The 20,576-nt window shown below is 55.2% G+C and carries 24 protein-coding genes; 12 read left to right on the forward strand and 12 right to left on the reverse strand.

The features are described 5' to 3' along the window. Positions 1–20: 20 nt before the first annotated feature. A complete protein-coding gene (locus AB4Y96_RS03390) occupies positions 21–452 on the forward strand; it encodes a hypothetical protein (protein ID WP_441915643.1) in 432 nt (143 codons plus the stop codon). A 5-nt stretch (positions 453–457) separates the two neighbouring features. On the opposite strand, the gene AB4Y96_RS03395 is transcribed toward AB4Y96_RS03390, so the two are convergent. The 5 genes from AB4Y96_RS03395 to ccmA form a co-directional block, all read right to left on the reverse strand. Beyond that, positions 458–1,054: a DsbE family thiol:disulfide interchange protein gene (locus AB4Y96_RS03395; RefSeq protein WP_441915645.1), complete on the reverse strand. Its 597-nt coding sequence runs from the start codon at positions 1,052–1,054 to the stop codon at positions 458–460. Next, the gene (gene ccmD / locus AB4Y96_RS03400; RefSeq protein ID WP_441915646.1) at positions 1,051–1,224 is read right to left on the reverse strand and encodes a heme exporter protein CcmD; all 174 of its coding nucleotides are present in this window, start codon (positions 1,222–1,224) and stop codon (positions 1,051–1,053) included. The genes AB4Y96_RS03395 and ccmD overlap by 4 nt, the downstream gene beginning before the upstream one ends. After that, positions 1,221–1,988, reverse strand: a complete 768-nt coding sequence (locus AB4Y96_RS03405; RefSeq protein WP_091879437.1) for a heme ABC transporter permease — start codon at positions 1,986–1,988, stop codon at positions 1,221–1,223. Before AB4Y96_RS03405 ends, ccmD begins: the two co-directional genes overlap by 4 nt. A gap of 68 nt (positions 1,989–2,056) precedes the next feature. Next, complete coding sequence (gene ccmB, locus AB4Y96_RS03410; RefSeq protein ID WP_091879436.1) at positions 2,057–2,722, reverse strand: heme exporter protein CcmB; 666 nt, start codon at positions 2,720–2,722, stop codon at positions 2,057–2,059. Then, complete coding sequence (gene ccmA / locus AB4Y96_RS03415) at positions 2,722–3,363, reverse strand: heme ABC exporter ATP-binding protein CcmA (RefSeq protein ID WP_441915648.1); 642 nt, start codon at positions 3,361–3,363, stop codon at positions 2,722–2,724. Before ccmA ends, ccmB begins: the two co-directional genes overlap by 1 nt. A gap of 288 nt (positions 3,364–3,651) precedes the next feature. Here ccmA and acnA point away from each other — a divergent pair, with 288 nt between their 5' ends. The 3 genes from acnA to AB4Y96_RS03430 all read left to right on the forward strand — a co-directional run bounded on the left by acnA (position 3,652) and on the right by AB4Y96_RS03430 (position 8,084). Further along, a complete protein-coding gene (gene acnA, locus AB4Y96_RS03420; RefSeq protein ID WP_441915650.1) occupies positions 3,652–6,339 on the forward strand; it encodes an aconitate hydratase AcnA in 2,688 nt (895 codons plus the stop codon). A 208-nt stretch (positions 6,340–6,547) separates the two neighbouring features. Continuing rightward, positions 6,548–7,318: a DUF1223 domain-containing protein gene (locus AB4Y96_RS03425; protein ID WP_441915652.1), complete on the forward strand. Its 771-nt coding sequence runs from the start codon at positions 6,548–6,550 to the stop codon at positions 7,316–7,318. Positions 7,319–7,712: 394 nt separating this feature from the next. Then, positions 7,713–8,084, forward strand: coding sequence for a DUF2794 domain-containing protein (locus tag AB4Y96_RS03430; protein WP_091879430.1), 372 nt, complete (start codon positions 7,713–7,715; stop codon positions 8,082–8,084). A 6-nt stretch (positions 8,085–8,090) separates the two neighbouring features. Here AB4Y96_RS03430 and AB4Y96_RS03435 read toward each other — a convergent pair whose 3' ends face one another. The 4 genes from AB4Y96_RS03435 to AB4Y96_RS03450 form a co-directional block, all read right to left on the reverse strand. Continuing rightward, positions 8,091–8,639 carry a GNAT family N-acetyltransferase gene (locus tag AB4Y96_RS03435; RefSeq protein ID WP_441915653.1) on the reverse strand — a complete coding sequence of 183 codons (549 nt, stop codon included), beginning with the start codon at positions 8,637–8,639 and terminating at the stop codon, positions 8,091–8,093. Positions 8,640–8,880: 241 nt separating this feature from the next. Beyond that, complete coding sequence (locus AB4Y96_RS03440) at positions 8,881–9,657, reverse strand: Bax inhibitor-1/YccA family protein (RefSeq protein ID WP_091879429.1); 777 nt, start codon at positions 9,655–9,657, stop codon at positions 8,881–8,883. A 191-nt stretch (positions 9,658–9,848) separates the two neighbouring features. Beyond that, a complete protein-coding gene (locus AB4Y96_RS03445) occupies positions 9,849–12,413 on the reverse strand; it encodes an ABC transporter permease (RefSeq protein WP_441915654.1) in 2,565 nt (854 codons plus the stop codon). Continuing rightward, the gene (locus tag AB4Y96_RS03450) at positions 12,410–13,114 is read right to left on the reverse strand and encodes an ABC transporter ATP-binding protein (protein WP_091879426.1); all 705 of its coding nucleotides are present in this window, start codon (positions 13,112–13,114) and stop codon (positions 12,410–12,412) included. The genes AB4Y96_RS03445 and AB4Y96_RS03450 overlap by 4 nt, the downstream gene beginning before the upstream one ends. 70 nt (positions 13,115–13,184) lie before the next feature. Here AB4Y96_RS03450 and AB4Y96_RS03455 point away from each other — a divergent pair, with 70 nt between their 5' ends. Then, positions 13,185–13,868 carry an arylesterase gene (locus AB4Y96_RS03455; protein WP_441915656.1) on the forward strand — a complete coding sequence of 228 codons (684 nt, stop codon included), beginning with the start codon at positions 13,185–13,187 and terminating at the stop codon, positions 13,866–13,868. A 216-nt stretch (positions 13,869–14,084) separates the two neighbouring features. After that, entirely contained in the window at positions 14,085–14,678 is a 594-nt protein-coding gene (gene thpR, locus AB4Y96_RS03460; protein WP_091879423.1) for an RNA 2',3'-cyclic phosphodiesterase, read from the forward strand. Here thpR and AB4Y96_RS03465 read toward each other — a convergent pair. Further along, complete coding sequence (locus AB4Y96_RS03465; protein WP_441915658.1) at positions 14,630–15,100, reverse strand: low molecular weight protein-tyrosine-phosphatase; 471 nt, start codon at positions 15,098–15,100, stop codon at positions 14,630–14,632. The two genes, thpR and AB4Y96_RS03465, sit on opposite strands and share 49 nt — an antisense overlap. A gap of 57 nt (positions 15,101–15,157) precedes the next feature. Here AB4Y96_RS03465 and AB4Y96_RS03470 point away from each other — a divergent pair, with 57 nt between their 5' ends. From AB4Y96_RS03470 to AB4Y96_RS03490, 5 genes are all read left to right on the forward strand, one after another. Continuing rightward, positions 15,158–15,454: a 4a-hydroxytetrahydrobiopterin dehydratase gene (locus AB4Y96_RS03470; protein ID WP_091879420.1), complete on the forward strand. Its 297-nt coding sequence runs from the start codon at positions 15,158–15,160 to the stop codon at positions 15,452–15,454. Between the two features lie 110 nt (positions 15,455–15,564). Beyond that, entirely contained in the window at positions 15,565–15,945 is a 381-nt protein-coding gene (locus AB4Y96_RS03475; protein ID WP_091879418.1) for a YkvA family protein, read from the forward strand. Between the two features lie 289 nt (positions 15,946–16,234). Next, positions 16,235–16,738, forward strand: a complete 504-nt coding sequence (locus AB4Y96_RS03480) for an invasion associated locus B family protein (protein WP_091879417.1) — start codon at positions 16,235–16,237, stop codon at positions 16,736–16,738. Positions 16,739–16,917: 179 nt separating this feature from the next. Beyond that, positions 16,918–18,099 carry a 23S rRNA (adenine(2503)-C(2))-methyltransferase RlmN gene (gene rlmN, locus AB4Y96_RS03485; protein ID WP_244518307.1) on the forward strand — a complete coding sequence of 394 codons (1,182 nt, stop codon included), beginning with the start codon at positions 16,918–16,920 and terminating at the stop codon, positions 18,097–18,099. Next, positions 18,096–18,533 carry a hypothetical protein gene (locus tag AB4Y96_RS03490; protein ID WP_091879414.1) on the forward strand — a complete coding sequence of 146 codons (438 nt, stop codon included), beginning with the start codon at positions 18,096–18,098 and terminating at the stop codon, positions 18,531–18,533. The genes rlmN and AB4Y96_RS03490 overlap by 4 nt, the downstream gene beginning before the upstream one ends. An 11-nt stretch (positions 18,534–18,544) precedes the next feature. Here AB4Y96_RS03490 and AB4Y96_RS03495 read toward each other — a convergent pair whose 3' ends face one another. Continuing rightward, on the reverse strand, positions 18,545–19,186 hold the full coding sequence (locus tag AB4Y96_RS03495; RefSeq protein ID WP_091879412.1) for a LysE family translocator: 642 nt from the start codon (positions 19,184–19,186) through the stop codon (positions 18,545–18,547). A 105-nt stretch (positions 19,187–19,291) separates the two neighbouring features. Beyond that, the gene (locus tag AB4Y96_RS03500) at positions 19,292–20,215 is read right to left on the reverse strand and encodes a LysR family transcriptional regulator (RefSeq protein WP_441915660.1); all 924 of its coding nucleotides are present in this window, start codon (positions 20,213–20,215) and stop codon (positions 19,292–19,294) included. Between the two features lie 159 nt (positions 20,216–20,374). Here AB4Y96_RS03500 and AB4Y96_RS03505 point away from each other — a divergent pair. Then, positions 20,375–20,576, forward strand: a 202-nt coding sequence (locus tag AB4Y96_RS03505; RefSeq protein ID WP_441915661.1) for a methyltransferase domain-containing protein, incomplete at its 3' end; no start/stop codon positions are given.

The raw sequence follows: 20,576 nt of genomic DNA on the forward strand, positions 1-20,576 counted from the left end.
ATCCGGAAAGAGCGCGAACCATGAAAACGGCCCTCATCGTCATGACCCTCATGGGTTGCGACTGCGATGCGAAAATCTGCGAATACATCAAGACCGCAGATGCGGGCTGGACCAGCGTCGAGAATTGCCGGACAGATCTTGAAAATCAGATTCGCAAGACTGCAGGGGCAAGCTATCCGCTGGTGACCGCGACCTGCACCATCAAGGCGAAACATCCGTCAACCTTGGTCGCAAGCCGCTCATTTGCTATTCCCCAGCCCGCACCGGATCGACCACTTGATACCATCGCACTGGGCACGCCCATTGATGCCCCCGTAACCGTCGCGCAGAAAACCTCCTTCGGCTACCGGATGATTGAGGTGCCGTTGGCCCATGCCTATGACAGCACGGCGGAAGCCGCCTCGCGCGCAAACGGATGGGTCCGCCGTTACGCGATGCTCGACAGCGAATAACGGATTTATGGCTTCAGAGCTTTCTCGATCGCGGGCATCAGATCGTCCCGGATCGAGACCTCGCTGAATGGTCCGACGTGCTTGTAAAGAATCGTACCGTCACGGCCGACAAGAAAAGTTTCCGGCACGCCATAGACGCCCCATTCAATTCCCGCCCGACCGCTTGCATCCACCCCGATCACGTCGAACGGATTGCCCAGCTCGCCAAGGAAACGCAGCGCGTTCTCGTCTTTGTCCTTGTAATTAAGACCAGCAAGGCGGAAACGTTTGTCTTTAGACAGTTGCATCAGCAGGGGATGTTCAGCCCGGCACGGCACGCACCATGAACCGAACACGTTGACCAGCGTCAATTGCCCCTTGAACAATGCGGGATCGATCCCCTGAACAGGCTGACCGTTTTTGGTTAAACCTGCCAGCGCCGGAAGCGTCAGCTTTGGCACCGGCTTGCCGATCAATGCCGATGGAATAACACTTTCATCGCGTCCCAGCGCGAGCTGAAAGGCAAAAATACCGGCGAGAACCACGAAAAGCAGCAGAGGCAGGAAGGCAAACAGCGAGAAGCGCTTGCGGGGTGCCTGCTCCGTAATATCAGGTCCGCTCACGATGCGCCGTCCGTTCGAGCCTCGGAACGACGGCGCACGCCGCGCGTTTCCAGTTCCTGCAATGCGCGCCGTTGAGCCCGCTGATCGATCAATATCCAGCTGACAAGCGCCACGAGCACAACAATGGAAACGCCATAAGACGCCACAACAAAGCCGGTATGGGTCATCATTGCGTTCCCCTCCGCTCAGCACTGCGGGCCGCGATACGGCGCATGGCAACGACGCGCCTGCGCCAGATTTCATTGCGCATGGCCATCATGTGCAGCGTGAAAAACAGCAACGTGAAACCAACAGCCATGACCAGTAACGGCCAGAGCAATGACGGATGTATCGTCGGCCCGCCCATCCGAATAACGGAAGCGGGCTGATGTAGCGTATTCCACCAGTCGACGGAGAATTTGATAATCGGGATATTGATGAAACCGACCAGCGTCAGGATAGCCGTTGCCTTGGAGGATTTCGCTGGATCGTCCATCGCCCGTGTCAGGGCAATAATGCCGAGATACATCAGGAACAACACGAAAACCGACGTCAAACGCGCATCCCAGACCCACCAGGTACCCCACATGGGCTTACCCCACAGCGAACCGGTTATCAGGGCGAGTGCGGTAAAAGCAGCACCAATAGGCGCTGCCGCCTTGGCTGAAACATCCGCCAGGGGATGACGCCACACCAGCGTTCCAATCGCGGAAATGCTCATGACCGTGTAGCACATCATCGACAGCCACGCGAAAGGCACATGGATGAACATGATCTTGACGGTCGAGCCCTGCTGATAATCATCAGGCGCCTGAAACGACATCCACAATCCCGCAGCCAGAACCAGCAAGGTGATTCCGACAAGCCATGGCAGAACGATACCCGCGAAATTGATAAACCGGGTGGGATTAGCCAGATCGACCCAGCGGCGAGCCTTTGACACTGCTTCACTCATGGCGATTTTGTAGCTTCCCCCGCTCTGTTTCGCAATTCACCATCACATCGTGCGCCTGTTCACCCATGTCAATCGGCTGACGATTTCAGCGCCGCAGCCGCAGCCAATGGTCCAATGACGGCAAAGAACAGTGTAATTGCAATCAGAATAAGGAAGGGCGCGACAAAAGGCGCAGGGTCCTCCACAGCGCCATAGGCCGCCGATACGCCAAAAATCAGCACTGGAATGGTCAGCGGCAGGATGATCACCGATACGAGCAGACCGCCTCGCGGCAGTGCCACAGCGACCGCCGCACCGACAGCCCCTATCAACGTGATTGCAGGCGTACCAACAAGCAGCGTCAGTGTAGTAGCGCCGATGGCGGCGGGCTCCATATTCATGAAAAGGCCGAGCAGCGGTGAAGCTATAACAAGCGGCAATACGCTGGTGGTCCAGTGCGCAAGACATTTGATGAGAACGGTCAGAGCCAAGATGTGCCGGTCTGAAGCCATGATCAGCAGGTCGAGAGAGCCATCATCGCGATCCGCCTGAAACAACCGGTCAAGACCAAGCAGCGTTGCCAGCAATGCACCGATCCATAGCATGGCTGCGCCGATGCGACTTAGCAGCTTGAGATCCGGCCCAACACCGAATGGCACAACAGCAATGACTGCCAGAAAGAATAATATTCCGATAAGAACACCACCACCGGCGCGCAGACCCAATCGTGTGTCGCGTAGAAAGAGCGAGAGCATCAGGCGCTATACTCCCGACTTCCGGCATGATTCTGCCCATTGCCTCCCATCACGAGCTCTTGTGCGTCGCCAAGCCCCAGGGGCAAATGAGTCGCGGCAACTACAATTCCTCCGCTCGTCAGATGCCCACGCATCAATCCGGCAAATTGCTCTTCCGATGCCTTGTCGAGACCTGCCGTCGGTTCATCCAGCAACCAGACCGGCCGATGGCTGATCAATAGCCGTGCAATACTTGCCCGTCGTTTTTGCCCGGTTGAGAGATAAGCAAAAGGCAGATGTCCGATATCACCGAGTTGGACACGGTCCAGCGCCTCGCGAAGTGTGTGTTGTCCAGCGCCGTTAAATGACTGCCAGAAACGCAAATTCTCTTCGATGCTCAAAACCGGCTTCATGGCATTGAGGTGACCGAGATAATGACAGGCACCAACAAGGCTCTCGAAACCGGCAGGTGCATTATCAAGCCGGATACTTCCCTCTGCCTTCTCCAGAAGTCCTGCAATGATTCGCAGCAGTGTAGATTTTCCCGCACCATTGGGTCCGGTAATCATCAGCGCCTCTCCGCCTGTTATGGTGAAGTTTAGCCCGGAAAATAAAATCTCCCCGCCCCGCTCTCCTGCCAGATTTTCGGCGACTAACCGCATGAAGTTCCCGCTCTTTATTGAATCTGGACCAGCGCATGTGCATTTCGACGCAGCCCGTATTTTTGACGAATGTCGGTCTGGCACAGATCGACGAAAATCTCTATATAGCAGTCAACCATACCAGCGGTCGGTGTGGAAACCATTTTTGGCCGATCTCCATACGGGCACCTTTTCGGACCTGTAGCGGGACGGACAGCGGAAATGACTGCACCCGCACCTTAGCGCGTCCTTGAAACGCGGCAAAGGCGTTCGTCCCGGGTGAGGCCAGTAGCATAAGGACGACGCAACATGTCTCAAATCGACAGTTTCAAATGCCGTAAAACCCTAACCGTAGGGGATAAGGAATATGTTTATTACAGCTTGACCGAAGCTGAGAAAAACGGCCTGGAAGGCATTTCCAAACTTCCTTTCTCCATGAAAGTCCTCCTCGAAAACCTGCTTCGCTTTGAAGATGACCGCTCGGTTTTCAAGAAGGACATTGAAAACGTTGCCAAATGGCTTGTTGACCGCGGGAGTGCGGGTGCGGAGATCGCCTATCGCCCGGCGCGGGTTCTGATGCAGGACTTCACCGGTGTTCCGGCGGTTGTTGATCTGGCTGCCATGCGCGATGCGATGGTCAATCTGGGTGGTGACCCGGAGAAGATCAACCCGCTGGTGCCTGTCGATCTGGTTATTGATCACTCGGTCATCGTTGATGAATTCGGCAATGCGCAGGCATTCAAGCGCAATGTGGATCTGGAATATGAACGCAATGGCGAGCGCTATCGCTTCCTGAAGTGGGGCCAGCAGGCATTCAAGAACTTCCGCGTAGTTCCGCCCGGCACCGGTATCTGTCATCAGGTCAATCTGGAATATCTGGCACAGGCCGTCTGGACCAAGGAAGAAGACGGCGTCACCGTTGCCTATCCCGATACCTGCGTTGGCACCGATTCGCACACAACCATGGTCAATGGCCTTGGCGTGCTTGGCTGGGGTGTTGGCGGCATTGAGGCCGAAGCCTCCATGCTGGGCCAGCCAGTTTCCATGCTTTTGCCAGAGGTTATTGGCTTTCGCCTGACCGGTAAGGTCAAGGAAGGCGTGACAGCAACCGATCTGGTGCTGACCGTCGTGCAGATGCTGCGCAAGAAGGGTGTTGTCGGCAAATTCGTCGAGTTCTTCGGCCCCGGCCTTGAAAGCATGACGCTGGCTGACCGCGCCACCATCGGCAATATGGGTCCGGAATATGGTGCGACCTGCGGCTTCTTCCCGATTGACCGCGAAACCATTAACTACATGCACATGTCCGGCCGCGATGAAGAGCGTCTGGCACTGGTTGAAGCCTACTCCAAGGCACAAGGCATGTGGCGTGAGCCGGGTTCCGCCGATCCTGTCTTCACCGATACGCTGGAACTCGAACTCAGCACTGTTGTTCCATCCATGGCTGGTCCGAAGCGCCCGGAAGGTCGCATTGCGCTGGAAGGCATTGCTGCCGGTTTCCGCGAGTCGCTGCAGAAGGAATACAAGAAGACCACCCAGCTTGACGCCCGCTATGCGGTTGAAGGCGAGGATTATGATCTCGGTCATGGCGATGTTGCCATTGCGGCAATCACCTCCTGCACCAACACGTCAAACCCGAGCGTGCTGATTGCAGCTGGTCTTCTGGCCCGCAATGCTGCTGCCAAGGGCCTGAAGTCAAAACCATGGGTCAAGACTTCGCTCGCTCCCGGTTCGCAGGTTGTGGCTGCCTATCTGGAAAGCGCAGGCTTGCAGGTTGAACTCGACAAGCTTGGCTTCAATCTGGTTGGCTTTGGCTGCACCACCTGCATCGGCAATTCGGGTCCGCTGCCGGCGCCGATTTCCAAAACCATCAACGACAAGGGTCTGATTGCGGCGGCTGTTCTTTCCGGCAACCGCAACTTTGAAGGTCGCGTCTCGCCTGATGTGCAGGCCAACTATCTGGCTTCACCGCCACTGGTTGTTGCCTATGCGCTGGCCGGATCGGTCACCAAGGACCTGACGACAGAACCGCTCGGCGAAGACCAGAACGGCAATCCGGTGTTCCTCAAGGACATCTGGCCGTCTTCGCATGAGATTCAGGAGTTCATCACCAAAAACGTTACCCGCAAGCTGTTCTCCGCCAAATATGCGGATGTGTTCAAGGGCGATCAGAACTGGCAGGACGTCAAGGTTCCGGCAGGCCAGACCTATGCATGGGACGACAATTCCACCTATGTGCAGAACCCGCCTTACTTTGTCGGCATGGGCAAGACACCGGGCATCGTCAATGACATCAAGGGTGCGCGCATTCTTGGTCTGTTCGGCGACAAGATCACCACCGACCACATTTCTCCGGCCGGTTCGATCAAGGCGGCTTCGCCTGCGGGCAAGTATCTTACCGATCATGGTGTGGCACCGCTGGACTTCAACCAGTACGGCACACGGCGTGGCAATCACGAAGTGATGATGCGTGGCACCTTCGCCAATATCCGCATCCGCAACCACATGCTCGGCGAGAACGGCCGTGAAGGCGGTTACACGATCCATTACCCCTCGAAAGAGGAAATGCCGATCTATGATGCGGCCATGCAGTACCGCACCGAGAATGTCCCGCTGGTCATCTTTGCCGGTATTGAATATGGCAACGGTTCATCGCGTGACTGGGCGGCCAAGGGCACCAACCTTCTCGGTGTTCGCGCGGTGATCTCCCAGTCGTTCGAGCGCATCCATCGTTCGAACCTCGTCGGCATGGGCATTGTCCCGTTCGTGCTTGAGGATGGCACCAGCTGGCAGTCACTTGGGTTGAAAGGTGACGAGATGGTTTCGATCGAGGGGCTTGCCACGATCCAGCCACGCCAGAAGACCCATGCCACGGTGACGTTCGCCGATGGCGCCGTCAAACAGGTCCCGCTGATCTGCCGCATCGATACAATCGATGAACTCGAATACCTCAAGAACGGCGGCATCCTCCAATACGTTCTGCGAGATCTTGCTGCTTAAACCAGCGAATATATGAAGAAATGAAAGGCCGCCGGGCAACCGGCGGCCTTTTTTGCGCGGTTTATCCAATATTTATAAGGTTTTGCCTGTAAACGTGATTGAATTCACCTCAAAGTGACTTCCTCTTGATATAACGCATCCCTATCAATTATCTGGCAATCACTCTCATAGAAGATCGAAGAAGAATTCGGGAAGAAAGCTCGTACCCTTGACCCTGCGCCCTCTGTTCAAAGCCATTCTCGTCGCCAGCCCGCTCGTTGCGGCTGCTGCGTTTGCTTGGCCAGTTTGCGCTGAGGACATTGGCAAGAAACCCGATGGCGTGGTCGAACTCTATACGTCGCAGGGCTGCGGCTCATGTCCTCCCGCCGATGCTGTGCTCAAGCAACTGGTTGCGGAAGGCAAGGTCGTCGCTCTGGCTTTTCACGTGGACTACTGGGACTATCGTGGCTGGATCGACAATCTCGCATTGCCCGAAAATACCGCGCGCCAGAATGCCTATCGCAAGGCGCTTGGCCTGACAGGTGTCTATACACCTCAAGCAATCCTCAATGGCCGCGAACACGTCAATGGTCAGGATGGCACGCGTATCCGCCGCCGAATCGATGAGATGCGCAGTAATGATTCTGGCTTGACCGTACCCGTTTCCATCGAAAAAACGGCGCCTGATCGGCTGATTATCAATATTGGTGAAGGTCCGGCCGCAAAAAATCCGGTGCGCGTTCTCCTTGCCTATTTCAACAAGGAAACCATTGTCTCCATCCCCGATGGGGAGAATGGCGGACGCAATGTGAGCTATGCCAATAGTGTGCGCGCCATGGAAACGGTTGGTATGTGGGATGGCAAATCACAGAAGATCGAAATTCCGTTGACCGAGATCGCCAGCAAGAAGGCCTCGGGCTGCGCTGTCCTGTTGCAGGAGATGCTTGGTGAGGGCAAACCGGGCCCGATTATCGGCGCATCGATCATGACAAAGCCCTGATTTTAAAAGCTATTCCTGAAAAAGAAAAAAGGCTGGGTAGAACCAGCCTAGAGTCTTGGGGCTTGTTGTCATCTGGGAGACTGAATGGTTCGGCCAGAACAGCCCGTTTGGGCGGGGGGCTTGGGGTATCGGACCGCTCAAGGCCGAACCGTCTCAGACAACACGTGCAAGTTCGGTCTGGAATCGGGCGGCAATGCGAAGGTAAAGTGGCGAAAGTGTGACCCTGTATCACCAATCGAAACAACACGTATTGCTTCGTGAGAAAGTCCTCTGGCGACAGGTTTTATGTTCATTTATCGAGGCGTTGCGCGATACGGCCTTGTAAATATGGGCGGAACAGGTCACCCTTCTGTCATCCAGTTGTCATACAGCAAATCTAAAGGCGGATTGATTGATGGACAGCAATGCAGGTGGCGACGAATCGCAACAGCAGGCAAAACTCATTTCACTCTCCAGCGCACGCGATCTACCCGTTACATTCAATCGGCGGGAACTTGATCAAATCCTCAGAATATATGGTTTTATGGTCTCGTCAGGTGAATGGCGCGATTATGCCATTGATCATCTGAGTGACCGCGCCGTGTTTTCCGTGTTTCGCCGCACCAGCGAAGTGCCGATGTACCGTATTGAAAAGAATCCGCGACTGGCGCGCAAGCAAGGTGCCTATAGCGTGATTGCCGCAAGCGGCCTTATTCTCAAACGTGGCATGGAACTCGACCGCGTCTTGAAGATTTTCGACAAATCCCTGCGGATCGTGAAGAGCTAGACATACTCAACCTTTCAGGGGCGCTGTACCTGGAAGTGTATCCGTACCGCCGTTCATGTCGAGCTGCATCAGGACCGTATCGAGCCAGCGGCCATGCTTGAAACCGGAACCTTTGATTATCCCTGAATGTTTGAACCCGCAACTTGCGTGCAGACGCACTGATGCCGATGAGTCGTGGCCATCGCCAATGACAGCGATGAACTGGCGGAAGCCAAGCGCCGTGCAATCGACAATCAACCGTTGCAACAGGGCTTTGCCGATGCCTTTGCCCTTGGCTTCGGGTGCGATGTAGATCGAATCCTCCACGCTCCACCAATAGGCCGGGCGGGTGCGGAAATAACTTGCATAGGCATAACCGGCGACCACACCGTTGATCTCCGCCACACAATAGGGAAAGCCGTCACTGGTGATCGTGTGAAACCGGCGCGTCATTTCGGTCAGATCAGGTGGTTCGATTTCATAGGTGGCGGTGCCATACAAAACAGCATCGCGATAGATAGCAGTGATTGCGGGTAGGTCGGAGGGCTGGGCAGGACGGATATGGAGGCTGGTCATGGAGCACAATCGGTTTGTAAACATAAGATTATGGTGTGCGTGGTTCGACAAGCTCACCATGAGGCCCTTCGACAAGCTCAGGATGAGGGGAGTTATATTCTGCAACTTTTGCTATTGTCATTGCAGCCCACCCCTCTCCCTCATGGTGAGCTTGTCGAACCACGCACTATGCTTTTCGCAACGTCCAAAGAAAGGGGCAGCGTTTCCGCTGCCCTCGTTCGTCCGTTTATGTCGTCTGCGATCAGTTACGGTTGCCCAGGAACTGCAGCAGGAACATGAACATGTTGATGAAGTCGAGATAGAGACGCAGCGCACCCATGATAGCCTTGCGGCCATAAGTGTCTGAACTGTCACCCTCGTAGTACATTTCCTTGATGCTCTGCGTGTCATAGGCAGTCAGGCCAGCAAAGACCAGAACACCGATCGCCGAGATTGCGAACTGCAAAGCACTCGACTGCAGGAAGATATTGACCAAACCTGCAAGCAGAATGCCGATCAAGCCCATGAACAGGAACGAGCCCATTCCGGAGAGATCGCGCTTCGTTGTGTAGCCGTAGAGCGACAAAGCACCGAAAGATGCAGCGGTGATGAAGAATGTCTGGACGATGCTGCCCGATGTAAACACCAGAAAGACTGTCGACAGTGAAAGACCTACAAGCGCAGCATAAACCCAGAATGTTGCCTGGGCTGCAGGAACCGACATTTTTTCAATGCGGAAGCTCAGGAAGAACACTGCGGCGAGCGGTGCGAGCATGACAACCCATTTCAACGGCGATGTATAGAAAACAACACCGAAGCTCGTCAGCATCTTGCCGTTTGACATTTGTGCTGCGGCAAGGGAAGGATCATTGGTGGTTGCGAGATAAACGATTGCGAGTGCGGCCAGACCGGTCACTGCGAGACCGATCCCCATCATGTTATAGACCTTCAGCATGTAGCTGCGCAGACCTTGATCGATCCCCGCGTCCACACGCACTCCGGCCGATGTACGGGCCTGGATGTTGCGATAGTCAGCCATGGTTTTCCTCATTGCTACGTCCCGTCGGGTGTCGGGGGTTATTCCCAGGCGCCGCTGGCGGGACCCCAGCATGCCTTGTGCTGAATTATGGGGACTCAACAGGGCGATAACAAGTCCTGTTTTGCTCAAGATCGCGTGTTGGGCCACCAAACGGGCGTAAAACGTGCAAATATTACGCTTTTTTAACAATTTCAGAGGTTTCGCAGGATTGGCGCAGCCTTTTGACCTAGGATTCTCCATGTTCCCGCCAAACCGAATCCTACAGTCAAAACCAGAGCCAGCACCACTGTTGAAATGGCCACTTCGGGTTGAAATGAAGCAGGCAACTTCATGACCTGTACAATCACGTACCAGGCAGCCAGCCCGCCGGCGAAAAGCGCAAAGGTCGCCGTTGCCAATCCAAGGATCACGTACTCATAGCTGAAAGCTTTTATGAGCGTGCGCCGGGTCGCGCCAAGCGTCTTCAATACCACCGCATCGTGTACACGGGCACGATTACCAGCGGCAAGCGCTCCGCCAAGCACAAGGATCGAGGCAATCAGCGCCACCGATGCCGCCGCACGGATGGCAACGGCCAGCTGGCCCACAAGTTCATTGGCAATTGAAATTGCATCCTTGACCCGCACAGATGTGACAGCCGGAAAGGCACGGGTAACGTCACGCATGACCGTTGCATCTTCCTGCGTGGTTGCCGAAGGGTCAGTCAAAGTGGCGAGCCATGCGTGAGGAGCGCCGGCAAAGGCATTGGGCGAGAAAACCATGACAAAATTGATTGCCAGAGATTCCCACTGAACTTGCCGGAAATTGGCGATCCGTGCCGTAACATTGCGACCAAGCGCATTCACCGTGACTGTATCGCCCAATTTAAGGCCGAGATTGCGCGCCTCTTCCGCCGAGAATGACACCAGCGGCTCACCCGCATAATCCTCCGGCCACCAATTGCCGGCTGTAAGGACCGAATTCTCAGGTATCTTCTTCGCATAGGTAATGCCGCGATCGCCGCGCAATACCCATGCCCCTTCCGGCGGTATGGTGAGCTTGCCAATATCCGTGCCGTTGAAGGCAACGATACGTCCACGCAACATCGGTGCACTGACGATCTTGCCCTGTGGCGCGGCCTTCTGCAGAAGGCTGGTGAACTGGTCGACCTGCGTGCTCTGGATATCGACAAAGAAGAAGTTTGGCGCTCTTTCTGGCAAATTACCTGCCAACTGCTGGCGCAGGCTGCCGTCGATCAAGGCGAGTGTCACCAGAAGTGTCAAACCCAGACCAAGCGACAGGACAACCGACGGCGTCAACGCACCCGGTCGGTGAATATTGCCGATGGCAAGGCGAAGTGCCGTGGAGCGAACCCGTGGCGCGCGGCGCGCAAGCCATTGCACGAGGCTGGAAACTGCGCGCAGCACGAGGAACGAAAATGCAACGGCACCAATGAATGTGACTGCTATACGCCGGTCGTAAGCGAAGAACACTGCCAACAGACAAAGGATGGCGACAAGGGCGACCGCCACAGCGATATAGACGGGCCTCGGCCAGCCGCGCTGATCAAAACCCTGCTCGCGGAACAGGGCAGTTGCCGGAATGTCCCGCGCCCGGCCCAGTGGCAGAATGGCAAAGGCGAGCGTAGTCAACAGGCCAAATAGCGCAGCCCAGGCGAGCGCTCCGGGATAAAAGCCGCCCTTGGCCGCGATTGGCAGCACACTCTGCAGGGCGTAGCCTGCCACATAAGGAATAATTGCCGCGAGAACCAACCCGATTGCGATACCGATAAGAGCAATCAGCACAATCTGGATCAGATAAACGGCAATAACAAACCAACCCGGTGCACCCAGCGACTTGAAGGTGGCGATGACGCCGCGTTTGCCGTCGAGATAGGCGCGCACCGCATTGGCGACGCCTACGCCTCCGACGATCAACGCCGTTAGACCAACCAGTGTCAAAAACTGCGAGAACCGCTCGACATTGGCACTCAAAGACGGCGCGGCATTGGTACGGCTGCGGATGGTCCACCCTGCCTGCGGGAACTTCGTTTGCGCCTCGTTGCGAATAGCAGTGATATCACCTTCACTGGCACCTGCTGGCAGGGCAATCTTGTAGCTGTGCTCGACCAGGCTGCCCGGCTGAACCAGTCCGGCAGCACGCAATCCATCAAGCGACACCAGAAAACGCGGCGCGAACCCAAAACCATCCGACAGAACATCCGGCTCGTTGTTGATCACAGCCCTCAACTCGAATGTTGCAGAACCGAGCAATACCCGATCACCCAGCTTGAGGTTAAGCCGATCGAGAAAAATCTGTGCCACGGCGGCGCCGAATGCTCCGTTTTTGTCAGCAAAGAGCGCATCTCTGTCCAGCGTCGGCGCCGTATCGAGCGCGCCATAGAGCGGATAGGTGCTGTCAACCGCCTTCACTTCCACCAGCGATTGATCAGAGCCATCAGCCAGACGGGCCATGGATCGCATATTGGCGCTGACCGCAACAAGGCCCTTGCTTTCTACAAAGGCGCGCTCATCAGGATTGACCTCACGCTGGTTGAGTTGAAAACGGATATCGCCACCTAAGATGCTTTGGCCCTGTGTGGAAATGCCTGATGTCACCGAATTGGCAACGGAGTTGACCCCGCCAATGGCGGCAACGCCCAAGGCGATGCAAGCAAGGAAAATGTAAAACCCTGACAGGCCATTGCGCATCTCGCGCAGAGCGAAACGCAGCGCCAATCGCAAAGACGGCGACTTGGGAGAACTGGTCGCACTCATGCGGTTTTCTTCAACTCCGGTGCATCTTCATCCGCCTCGATCAATCCGGAACGAACACGAATTTCGCGATCGCACCGTGCAGATAGTGCGGGATCGTGGGTGACGAGCACGAGGGTGAGGCCGAGATCTTTCTGTTTCTGGAACAAAAGGTCGGCAATCTGCCGGCCGGTGGTCGTATCAAGATTGCCGGTAGGCTCATCGGCAATCAGGATTTTCGGCGATGGTGCAAGGGCGCGGGCAATGGCCACGCGTTGTTGCTCGCCGCCCGACAATTCTCCGGGATAATGGGTCACGCGATCTGCCAGTCCGACCGCTGCCAGTTCACGCTCGGCGATGGCAAACGCATCGGGGTTGCCAGCCAGCTCCAACGGAACAGCAACATTTTCAAGCGCGGTCATATTCGGAATGAGATGAAAGGACTGAAAAACGATACCGATATTCGTGCCGCGAAAGGCTGCCGTGGCATCCTCGGTCATCGTCTCCAGCTTTTGCCCGGCAATCTCGACCGAGCCGGAATCGATCCGTTCAAGCCCGGCCAGAACCATCAGCAAGGTTGACTTTCCGGAACCCGATGGCCCGACAATTCCCACCGATTGCCCGCTATTAATGGCAAGCGATATGCCTTTGAGAACGTGGACGGAGGAAGCACCCGACCCCAGAGTCAACTCAATGTGATCGAGCGTGATGACGGATTTAGTCACGAAAGCAGATCCTTTACGATATGGTCGACACTGACTTTAGTCGCATCCGGTCAGATATGGGTACCCGAAGATGATATTCAAACCATTGATAAAGATCATTGTGTCGCTCGGCCTTGTTGCCCTGCCATCCCTCGCCTTGGCCAATCAAAATGCCGTGTCCGGTCATGCGCTCTCCGTCGTCGGATTTGGCGACAGCCTGATGTCAGGCTTTGAATTACCGGTGCAGGACTCCTTCACCGCACAGCTGGAAAAATCGCTGAAAGGCAAGGGTGTTGAGATTTCAATCGCCAATGCCGGTGTCGCCGGTGACACGACGACGGGCGGCCTTGCACGTCTCGACTGGTCCGTTCCGGATGGTACTGATCTCGTCATTCTCGAACTTGGTGCCAATGATGCGTTGAGGGGCATCTCGCCAGAGATTAGCGAAAAGAACCTGGCTGAGATGATTGAGAAACTGCAGAAGCGCAAAATTCAGGTTATTCTTGCCGGAATGCTCGCTCCGCCAAATATGGGCGGCGATTACGAACAGAAGTTCAATGCAATCTTCCCCGATCTTGCCAAGAAATATGACGTTCCACTCTATCCGTTCTTCATGGATGGCATCGCGACACAGGCATCGCTGCTACAGGCCGATGGCATGCATCCGACGACGGAAGGTGTCGCCGTGATGGTGAAGGGTTTCCTTCCGATCATGCAAAAAACAATCAAGCAGCCGACGGTTACGTCAGATACATCGGATAGTACCGATCAGTAAGGTTGCATAGAGCCCGCGACAAGACCAGCCACGGGCCTGACTGACCACCCGGATGCTCCTTAACCTTGGGGGCAAGCTATCCACAATGTTGTCATCTTAACACCACATCTTGCGTGTCTTATTTGTCGCGGCGCAAAAGAATGTGAAATTGTGCCTTGCTCTTGGACTCATTCAATGATTCCCTGAGGTTACAACTCGATTCGGGGAGGATGCTTTATGCCGCGTCTCTTTACTGCCCTCGAGATCCCGAGGGACGCCGCTCTCTCACTATCGCTCTTACGCGGTGGTTTGCCAGGCGCTCGCTGGATCGATGTCGAAAACTATCACATCACACTGCGCTTTATCGGTGATGTCGAAGGCCATGTGGCCGATGAGGTAGCCAATGCGCTCGACCGTATAAGGCGACCATCATTCACACTTCAGCTTTCGGGCGTGAATGCATTCGGATCAAAGAAGCCCCATAGCGTTTTTGCCGCCGTTTCACCATCGCCAGACATTCAGGCGCTGCACGGCGAAATCGAGCGCATCTGCCAACGGCTGATGCTGCCGGCTGATCCGCGCAAATTCACACCGCATGTCACGCTGGCGCGGTTGCGCAATGCCCGCAACGAGGAAGTCGCGCACTATCTCGCCTCACGCGGTAATTTCTCTACGATGCCCTTCAACATCGGGCGCTTTGTCCTGATGTCGTCGCGCGATTCTGTGGGGGGAGGCCCCTACATCGTTGAGGAGGCTTGGCCTCTGGAATCACCTCGCACCTATCAGAAGAGTTTTGAGAGGCCTTTGGAAGCCTTAAGAACCATCAGATAGACACGCTCAAAGTCTGCCCCGGTTCCATAATAGGGATCGGGTATCTGACTGGCTTCACCAAGTGCGACCTCATTGAACAGACCGGTCTTCGCCGTCGCTTTTGCCGGACGCCGAGCCTCGATGGCTGCCACATTGGCGCGATCCATACCAAGGATCAGGTCGAAGTCCGAGTAATCCTCAGCTTTGAGCTGTCGGCAGCGCTGGCCGGAAATATCAATCCCATGCTGCTTCGCTGCAAGAATCGAGCGTTCATCCGGTGCTTCGCCCGTATGATAGCCATTGGTTCCCGCGGAATCGATGAGAAACCCCTGCCCTTTTCCTTCCTCGGCAAGCACCGAGCGAAACACGCCTTCGGCCAGCGGAGAGCGACAGATATTGCCCAGACAGACAAAAAGAACAGAGCGAAGCGGATGGGTTTTCATGGGCGGTTGCACTATGGTCTGGAGGAAAATGATTTGATGTATATGAGGAAACCCATAATGGCACGCAACCGGTTAGATGCCAGCGAACTTGATAAAGCCCTGCAGGAACTGACCGGCTGGTCCAAAATGGGAGATCGCGAAGCTATTCATAAATCATTCAAGTTCGAGGACTTCAACGCAGCGTTCGGTTTCATGACCCGCGTCGCTCTTATCGCCGAAAAGATGGACCATCACCCTGAGTGGTTCAATGTCTACAATCGCGTTGATGTTACATTGGCCACCCATGATGCAGATGGCATCACAAAGCTTGATGTCACAATGGCCGAAGCCATGAACAGTTTTGCCGCCAATTGACGATATTATTGGCAAAAGTCTTGTAGCCGTGACCAGCTCTTACCATGTTTTCCTTTGTATCCGGGCCTATAAATCTGTGTTCCGGCATTCAACAGCTTGAAGGAAGAGGAATGGATAACGTCAAAATTGGTGAAATTCTGCAGCCGGGTAGCGAATATGATCAGCGCTCCCGCGAGGAGACCGTGCGTGCGCGGTTCTGGAAAACTGCACGTAAAGCAGCCAAGTCCATCCCCTTTCTCGATGAGGTCATTGCGGGTTATTACTGCGCCCTCGACCCTTCCACTCCGTTCAGGGTTCGCGGCATACTGCTTGCGGCGCTTGCCTATTTCGTCATGCCGTTCGACGTTATTCCCGATTTCATCTTCGGCCTCGGGTTCACCGATGACGTGGCCGTGCTCATGGCGGCGCTGAACGCCATACGCAACCACATCACACCGGCACATCGTGAGGCGGCAAAGAAAGCGATCGAGGATCTCGACAAGGGTAACTGAGCTTAAATCTGGCCGAACTGGGCCTCTTGTCGGGGTGTTTTTCCATCACATCCCCGTGATAGGATGAAATGTCAAAGTGTCGCCGCTTTTATTCCGCTGGAGTGACGCCGCGAAATTTTGGATAAACAACGTGATCTTCTCGCTTACAAAAATCGCTTTTTTGACCCCATCTTCACCGTTTGGTAACCCAGATTAAGTCAAATTAAGAGAAAGCGAACTGGACAATGCGGCTTCACAGCTCTTGCCGGTTCGTAAGTTATGAAGTGAACGACAAAAACTGGTAGGTAACATGTTTGGAAAATCAATCGTAGCGACCTCTGTGCTCATGCTTGGGCTGACAGGGACGGCTCTTGCCCAGACCCCAAGTCAAATCAGCCAGTTCAACGCATGGGGCGCCTATAGCTATCAGCAGGGCAAGGGGAAGGTTTGCTATGTCCTGTCCGTGCCTGTTGACAAGCAGCCTGTAAAGCTCGATCACGGCGACAACTTCTTCATGGTCAGCCAGAAGCCCGGACAGAACGTCAGCTTCGAACCACAGTTCAAGGCGGGTTATGATCTTCAGGTGAATTCGAAGGTCACCGTTACCATCGATGCGCGCAGCTTCTCCATGTTCACCAATGGTAGCCATGGCTGGATGGAAAACGCGGCTGAAGAACCGCAGCTGGTTGCAGCCCTTCGTACTGGTCATACCATGTCCATCAATGCGGTTTCCAAGCGCGGCACCAAGACCAGCTACACCTATTCGCTCAAAGGCGTTTCGGCTGCGCTCAAGGCCATCGCCACCTGCAAATAGGTCTATCGACCCTTCCCCTATGGAAAGGCCGGACAACAGTTGTCCGGCCTTTTTGCATGTGGAGGTGACGGCACGGCCAGAACGTGGTATGAGCCGCGCTTCACGAAAGAATGTTAGAAAATCCTATGTCCGTTTTGCCTGAGACCCAGTCGTTTGCCCGGGACAAATCCCGTGATGCCATGCTTGCCGCTATGAATGGCAAGCCAACACTGATCGGCCTGTCACGCGCCGAGATGGGCGAAGCATTGGCTGAGATCGGCGTGGCCGAACGACAGATCAAAATGCGTGTCGCACAGCTCTGGCACTGGCTCTATGTGCGCGGCGTGTCGGATTTCGCTGATATGCTCAACATTTCCCGTGACATGCGCGAACTGCTGGATCGCCATTTCACCATTGCCCGGCCTGAGATTGTCGAGGAACAGATTTCCACTGATGGTACCCGTAAGTGGCTTTTCCGCTTTCCACCGCGCGGCGCGGGACGTCCGGTAGAAATCGAAACCGTCTATATTCCCGAAGAAGGCCGCGGCACGCTGTGCATTTCCAGTCAGGTTGGTTGCACACTGACCTGCTCTTTCTGCCATACCGGCACACAGAAGCTGGTCCGCAACCTGACCGCAGAGGAAATCCTCTCGCAGCTTCTGATCGCGCGTGATCGGCTCGGTGATTTCCCGGATCGCAACACGCCCGATGGCGCCATTGTGCCTGCCGAAGGCCGCAAGGTCTCCAACGTCGTCATGATGGGCATGGGCGAGCCGCTGTACAATTTCGAGAACGTAAAGAAGGCATTGCTGATCGCCTCTGACGGTGATGGCCTGTCACTGTCGAAGCGCCGCATTACCTTGTCCACATCAGGCGTTGTTCCGGAAATCTATCGCACCGGTGAGGAAATCGGCGTCATGCTCGCTATTTCCCTGCACGCAGTAAATGATGATCTGCGTGACATGCTGGTGCCCATCAACAAGAAGTACCCACTCAAGGAACTGCTTGATGCCTGCCGCGCCTATCCCAGCCTGTCTAATTCCAAACGCATTACCTTCGAATATGTGATGCTCAAGGGTGTTAACGACTCGCTTGAAGATGCCAAGGAATTGGTGCGTATGCTCAGGGGCATCCCGGCCAAGATCAATCTTATACCCTTCAACCCATGGCCCGGCGTTAACTACCAGTGCTCGGAATGGGAGCAGATCGAAAAATTTGCCGATTACGTCAACAATGCCGGTTATGCCTCGCCGATCCGCACACCGCGCGGCCGCGATATTCTGGCGGCCTGCGGACAATTGAAATCGGAATCGGAACGGATGAAGAAGACTGACCGTCTCGCCTTTGAAGCGGCCATGATCGCTGGGCACGGCGAAGATTGAGCCAGTTCGCCCTCTACCTCTTCCGCTTTACCCTGATCGTATTCGGTTTTGTCTGCGCTATTTTCGCAGCTTCGCTCTTTCTCAACCTGTTGCTGCTCGGCAGCTCGGAGTTGATTGGCAGCGATGGCCCGTTTCTTTATCTCACCGTTCCAGCCTTCGCCGTGGTCATCGGTTATAGCGTGTTCATACCGGCTTTCATTCTCATCGTATTTGCAGAACTGACCGCCTGGCGCGACTGGCTCTTCTATACGCTTGGCGGTGCGGCAACCGCTGTGGTCGTCATCGTCTGGAAGTGGCGCCCGCAAACGGAAGATATTGATACTTTTGCAGCAATTCTTGCGACAGGCGTTGTTGGCGGTTTTGTCTACTGGCTCGTTTCAGGACGCAGCGCCGGATTGGTCTTGCCAACCCGGCCAAGCGATCCTCGCGCTTAAAACCGCAGCTTCTATTTCGCCTGCGCCATCAGAATTTTTGCGGCGAACGCCGAGAACACGCCAGCAAACAACCAGTCGGTCACGCGGGTTACTGTTGGATTCTTTTTCAAAAGGCCAGCAAAGCGATCAGCCGCAAGAATCATCGGCGTAACAACAGGCAGCGACAGCGGAATGAAAAGCAGGCCGAGGAAGAAGAGCTTGCCCGGCGCATGCGGATCATTTGCGGAAACAAATTGCGGCAGGAAGGTCATGAAGAACAGGATGATCTTTGGGTTGAGCAAATTAATGCCAATCCCGGTCAACCAGTTCTGGAACAGCGTATGCGAGGGGCCACTTTTCTTTTCCGGCGAAAACGCAGAACCCTTGCGAATAGCCTGAAATGCAAGCCAGACAAGATAGCCCGCACCTACAATCTTGAGAACAAAAAAAGCTGTCGGCGACGCAATAATCAGTGCGGAAAGCCCGAGCGCTACCATCGTCGTATGGACGACAATCCCGCAATTGGCACCCGACAGGCAGGCAAAACCCGCGGCCTTGCCTTCGGATAGGGCCCGGCCAACAAAAAGCGTCATGTCGGGTCCCGGTGTAATGGACAAGACAAAGGTCGCAATCGCAAATTGCAGGATAATCGGCCATTCTGGAATGAAGGTCATCGGGCGCTCCGTCAAAAAACTCGCGGAAGCTAACGCGGACGCATTGTTTTGACCACTCGATTTTGACGGTTCTTGGCGTTTTTCTTTTATCGTTACCTCAAGGGCTCAGTTCTCTCGGCGCTGCACGGCGACTATGCGCTGTACGAGACTGCGAAACTGCGCAAGCGCGGGCACAGGATGGGCCTGACGCATGGCCAGAAGCAGGGGCGCTATCAATCTTGAGCTTCCTGCAACCGCTCTATAGACAATACCTTCTCCACCCAGACGCTGCATGGATGCGGGCACAAGAGAAATTCCGAATCCCGCGGCGACCAGACTGAGCGTCGCTGTTAAACGCGGCGCCTCCTGTGCCACAACAGGGCTAAATCCAGCTTCGCGGCACGCCGTGAGGATCGTGTCATAAAGGCCCGGCCCCGCCGATCGGCGATAAAGAATAAAAGGCTCACCGGCCAATTCCGTCAGCAGCAATCGTGACGCGCTATCCGTTGCAAGCCGGTGTCCGACCGGGAGTGCAACGAGCATTGGCTCTTCCAGTACTGATTCGATCCGCAAACCCGGTGTACGACCAACAGGCGAGCGAATAAAGGCGGCGTCCAGTCGTTCGTGCAGAAGCGCATCCACCAGTTCAGCAGTGCCTGCTTCTTCAAGCGAAACCGAGACCTGTGGAAGGTTTTCACGAAAGGCACGCAGCATCTTCGGCACAATAGGGTGAAGGGCAGCAGAACTGGTGAATCCTATGGCAAGGTGACCTTGCTCGCCGCGCGCTGCCCGGTGAACCATGTCGGCAACGCCATCGGCGCGCGCTAAAATGATCCTCGCCTCGTCAAGCAGCACTTTACCGGCCTCTGTCGGGCGAACACCGCGCGGCAGACGGTGCATCAGAAGAACCCCAAGATCCGCTTCAAGACTTTGAAGGAGCCGTGTCAGCGGCGGTTGTTGCATACCCAATCGCTCCGCCGCACGCGTTACATGCCCTTCTTCTGCAAGAGCAACAAAGGCTCGCAACCGCCGCAGATCAATCAAAGCCATACCTTTTAAGTATTAAAATTGCCAAAACCATGCATTGGAAATCATAGGGCGAGGAGGTTATTCTGCCAACATACAATTTTACGATTGAGGTATCAGCATGCTCCACGCCCTCCCATCCCCTGCCGGTCCGATAGCCATTATTCGTGCGGGAGGCCTGTCGTGAGCTGGTCCGCTGATCAATATGTCAAATTCGAAGATGAGCGCACACGTCCCGTGCGTGATCTCCTGGCTGCGGTTCCGGGTGTTTATGCCCGCTCTATTGTCGACATTGGCTGTGGACCCGGTAATTCCACCGAAGTTCTGATTGCCCGTTTCCCCAAAGCCGCGGTAACGGGAATGGACAGTTCTGAAGATATGGTAG

It is taken from the genome of Phyllobacterium sp. TAF24 (assembly GCF_052113785.1).
Lineage (GTDB): Bacteria > Pseudomonadota > Alphaproteobacteria > Rhizobiales > Rhizobiaceae > Phyllobacterium.